At 69.9% G+C, this 3,662-nt stretch carries 6 protein-coding genes; 1 reads left to right on the forward strand and 5 read right to left on the reverse strand.

Annotated features, from left to right (window positions below):
• Nucleotides 1–70: 70 nt before the first annotated feature.
• From A7A76_RS26255 to A7A76_RS04375, 4 genes are read right to left on the reverse strand one after another with little or no spacing between them, the layout of a single operon-like run.
• Nucleotides 71–265 (reverse strand): DUF6053 domain-containing protein, encoded by a 195-nt coding sequence (locus A7A76_RS26255; protein ID WP_428995079.1) that lies wholly within the window; start codon nt 263–265, stop codon nt 71–73.
• Between the two features lie 10 nt (nt 266–275).
• Entirely contained in the window at nt 276–1,088 is an 813-nt protein-coding gene (locus tag A7A76_RS04365) for a queuosine precursor transporter (RefSeq protein WP_343225278.1), read from the reverse strand.
• Nucleotides 1,085–2,266, reverse strand: a complete 1,182-nt coding sequence (locus A7A76_RS04370; protein WP_206410049.1) for a PQQ-dependent sugar dehydrogenase — start codon at nt 2,264–2,266, stop codon at nt 1,085–1,087. Before A7A76_RS04370 ends, A7A76_RS04365 begins: the two co-directional genes overlap by 4 nt.
• The gene (locus A7A76_RS04375) at nt 2,266–3,147 is read right to left on the reverse strand and encodes a DUF502 domain-containing protein (protein ID WP_428995080.1); all 882 of its coding nucleotides are present in this window, start codon (nt 3,145–3,147) and stop codon (nt 2,266–2,268) included. Before A7A76_RS04375 ends, A7A76_RS04370 begins: the two co-directional genes overlap by 1 nt.
• On the opposite strand from A7A76_RS04375, the gene A7A76_RS26260 reads away from it, so the two are divergent.
• Nucleotides 3,065–3,244 carry a DUF6053 domain-containing protein gene (locus tag A7A76_RS26260; RefSeq protein ID WP_428995081.1) on the forward strand — a complete coding sequence of 60 codons (180 nt, stop codon included), beginning with the start codon at nt 3,065–3,067 and terminating at the stop codon, nt 3,242–3,244. The genes A7A76_RS04375 and A7A76_RS26260 overlap by 83 nt on opposite strands.
• Here the strand turns inward: A7A76_RS26260 and A7A76_RS04380 are convergent.
• Nucleotides 3,205–3,662: SUMF1/EgtB/PvdO family nonheme iron enzyme (locus A7A76_RS04380; protein WP_206410051.1), on the reverse strand; the 458-nt coding region annotated here is incomplete at its 5' end. The two genes, A7A76_RS26260 and A7A76_RS04380, sit on opposite strands and share 40 nt — an antisense overlap.

Consider the following 3,662-nt stretch of genomic DNA (forward strand, 5'->3'; position numbering starts at 1 on the left):
AGGGCGAGGGCCAGCGCGGCGGCGAGCAGGGTCGCGGCCGGGCGCGCGAACGCGCGGGACGGGGAAGCGGTCATGGGGTCGATCCGGACGGTTGGACCCGCAGGCTCGCGCGCGGCGCGCAGCGGGACATGGGCCGAAGGTCATGGCGGGCGCGTAGCGCGCCGCTGCGGGCGCGCGCCGCGCGACGGCCGGGCTTCATCGCGCGGGCGCGAGGGCGGATCGCGGCGATCGGAGCGGACGGCGTCGGGCCTGAAGGCCCTCCCACCGCGGCGCGCTCAGTCGGCTGCGGCCTCGTCGCGCAACTGCCTCGCGCGCTCGTGGCCGAGGTAGCCGTGGATCCACACGCGCAGCAGATAGATCAACGGGATCATCGCGAACGCGGCCAGCATCTTGTAGCCGTAGTTGACCGTGCTGATCGCCAGGAATTGCGGGATCGGCCAGTGCTGCGGCCCGAGCACGAAGGCGATGTACAGCACCACGAAGCTGTCGACGAGCTGCGACACCGCGGTCGAGCCGGTCGCGCGCAGCCAGATGTGCCTGTCGCCGGTGACGCTGCGGATGCGGTGGAACACCGCCACGTCGATCAGCTGGCCGAGCATGAACGCCGCCAGCGAGCCGCCGATGCTCCACATGCCCTGGCCGAAGATCGCCGCGAACGCGGCCTGGTAGTCGGGCACGCCCTGCGCCTGCGCCGCGGTGACCCACCAGCCCGCCGGCGCCAGCGCGATCGCGGCGAAGGCGAACAGGAAGCCGTAGGCGATCAGCATCGCCGCCAGCCACGAGATCAGGCGCACGCCGCGGCGGCCGAAGAACTCGTTGATGACGTCGGTCATCAGGAACACGATCGGCCACAACAAAGTGCCGGCGGTGAAGTTCAGCGAGCCGCTCTGGCCGAACAGGTTCCACTGCAGCGGCGCGATGCCGAGCGTGTCTTCGAGGGCGAAGATCTTGACCCCGATGAACTCGGCCAGCGCCGCGTTCACGCAGAAGAACGAGGACAGCACGATGAACAAGCGCAGCGAGCGGTCCTGCAGCGTCGGCGTGCCCTGGCCGGAGACGAACGGGATGCTGGTTTCGCTGGCGCTCACCGCTTCGGCCTCACCTTGTAGATCACGCCCGACTTGTCGTCGGTGAACAGGAAGCTGTCGCGGCCCAGCGCGAGCACGTCGCAGGGCCGGCCGACCGCCTTGCCGCCCTGGACGAAACCGGCGACGAGGTCGCCGCGCGCGCGGCCGTCGGCGCCGACCCGGACGATGCGGTAGCCGTGGCCGAGCTTGAGCTTGCTGGAACCGTGCAGCGCCACCGCGAATTCGTCGCGCAACTCGCCCTGGTCGCTGGCGGGGAACCAGGTCAGGCCGAGCGCCGAGGCGTGGGAAGGGAAGTACGCGAACGGCTTGGGCACATTCGCGCAGCCCTCCTTGCGCGGGAACTTCGGATCGGCGAACACCTTGCCGCGGCTGAAGTGGCAATACGGCCAGCCGTAATCGGCGCCGTCCTTGACCACGAACAGGGTCTCGTCCGGCTTGTCGTCGCCGAGATGATCGGAGCCTTGGTTGGTCGCGAACAGCTTGCCGTCGCGGTACAGCAGCCCGACCGCGTTGCGCAGGCCGCGCGCGTAGATGCGCTGGCCGCTGCCGTCGGGATTCATCTGCAAGATCGCCGCGCGCACGTCTTCTTTCTCGACGCAGGCGTTGCAGCTGCTGCCGACCGCGACATACAGCTTGCCGCCGCCGAAGGCGAGGCTGCGGGTCAGGTGCCAGCCGCCGTATTTGTAGCTCAGGCCGTAGTCGGGGAAGGTGGCCAGGGTCTCGGGTTCGGACGAGGGCTTCACGTCGCCGTTGCGGTAGCGATAGCGCAGCAGCTTGTCGGTGTTGGCCAGGTACAGCCATTGCTGGCCGCCGGCGTCGGTGTGGAAGGCGACGCTGTTGGGATTGCGTTGCTTGTCCAGGTACACCGAGACCTTGGTGTAGCGCTCGCGCTTTTCGTCCCAGCCGTCGAGCGCGTACACGCGGCCGAGCCTGTTGTCGCTGAGGTCGTGCATATCGGTGACGAACAGGCGGCCGTCGGGGCTGCGGGCGAAGAAGCGCACGCGCTTGAGGCCTTGCACGACCGGCACGATCTCGAGCTGCGCCGGCAGGTCGAGACTGAAGCTGCGGCCGTCGTCGAGCGCGACCGGGTGCGGGGTCAGCGCGGCGGCCGCGTTCGCCGCGAGCGGCAACGACAGCGCGGCGGCGAGGCACAGCGAAAATGCACGGCGCAACGTCATCAGGGGGCATCCTTGTCGGGCGCGGCCGCAGCCGCGGATGGGGCGGCTGCGGTCGCGGCCGCGGGCACGGAAAACGGAATCGTCGCCGGCGACACCGCGCCGCCGGAGATGATGAAGCTCATCGCCTGGTCCACGCTCCAGTCGGTCGGGGTGATCTTCTCCACCGGCACGATTTCCAGATAGCCCGAGGTCGGGTTGGGCGTGGTCGGCACGTACACCGCGGCCAGTTCGCGGCCGCTGCCTTCCTCGCGCATGACCTTGGTGACGAAGCCGATCGACTTCATCTCGGTATGCGGGAAGTCCACCAGCACCACGCGCTGGGTGCCGTCGGGCTTGGTCTGCAGGATGTCGAGCAACTGCCGCGCGCTGCCGTAGATGGTGCTGGCCAGCGGAATCCGGCGGATCAGCGATTCGAACCAGCGCAGCAGGGTCTGGCCGACCACGCGCCGGGCCAGCGCGCCGGTCAGCAGGATCACCGCGACCGTGGCGATCAGCGCCAGCGCGGTCTGCACCCACCCGGAGCCGAGCCAACCCAGCGCCTGCGGATCGATGAGGGCGGCGTCGCGCAACAGCGGCCCCACCAGCGGCTTGCTGATGTCCGACAGCAACACGAACACGAACTTGACCACGACCCAGGTCAGCCAGATCGGCAGCAGGGTCAACAGGCCGGAGAGGAACAGGCGTTGCAGATTGGGCGGGCGCATGGGGCGGATTGTAGGGGAGCCGACCTGTTCGGAGTTGCCGTGTATGGGTGTTCGAGATCGACGCCTTGCGCTTGGATCGCCGCGCTGCGCTGTTGTGGGAGGGCCTTCAGGCCCGACGCTTTCCGATCCGGTCGCGAAGATCCGACCGAAAAGCGTCGGGCCTGAAGGCCCTCCCACAAAAGCAAAAGCCCTCCGCGAGGGAGGGCTTCGCCATCGCCGCCACGACGCCGCGACTCAGCGCTCGCGCACCAGGCGGAAGCCGACATCGTCGTAGCCGCGTCCCGCGCTCAGCGGCCGCTGCGCCTGCGCGCTGCGCCAGGAATTGCCGCCGACCTGGCGCTGCTGGCAGTTGCGCCCGCAGTCGGCCGACCACATCGACAGCGAGCGGCCGCCGTTGAGCGGCATGCGCTGCGCTTCCTCGGCGGTGGGCAGGCGGTAGCGGCGGCCGGTCTGCTGGCTGTACCACTGCGCATAGGCCTCGGCGTCGGCGATCGACACGCACACCACCGGCTCGGATTCGGTCTGGCCGAAGCCCGGCTCCTTCCAGTCCTTGGGCGAGAGCACGCGCAGCAGCGACACGCGCTCGCGGCACAGCGCCGGCGCGCGCGCGCTGGCGCTGGCGAAGCGGGCGTACTCGCCGCGGCTGACCGGGCGCGGGTTGAAGCTGACCGCCACGCTCGCCGCCGGCGCGG

The sequence above is a fragment of the Lysobacter enzymogenes genome (assembly GCF_017168095.1).
In the GTDB taxonomy this organism is placed as follows: Bacteria; Pseudomonadota; Gammaproteobacteria; order Xanthomonadales; family Xanthomonadaceae; genus Lysobacter; species Lysobacter enzymogenes_D.

Excerpts from the sequence above, each read along its gene's own strand:
- A7A76_RS04370 (WP_206410049.1), bottom strand. The coding sequence starts at position 2,266 with ATGACGTTGCGCCGTGCATTTTCGCTGTGCCTCGCCGCCGCGCTGTCG.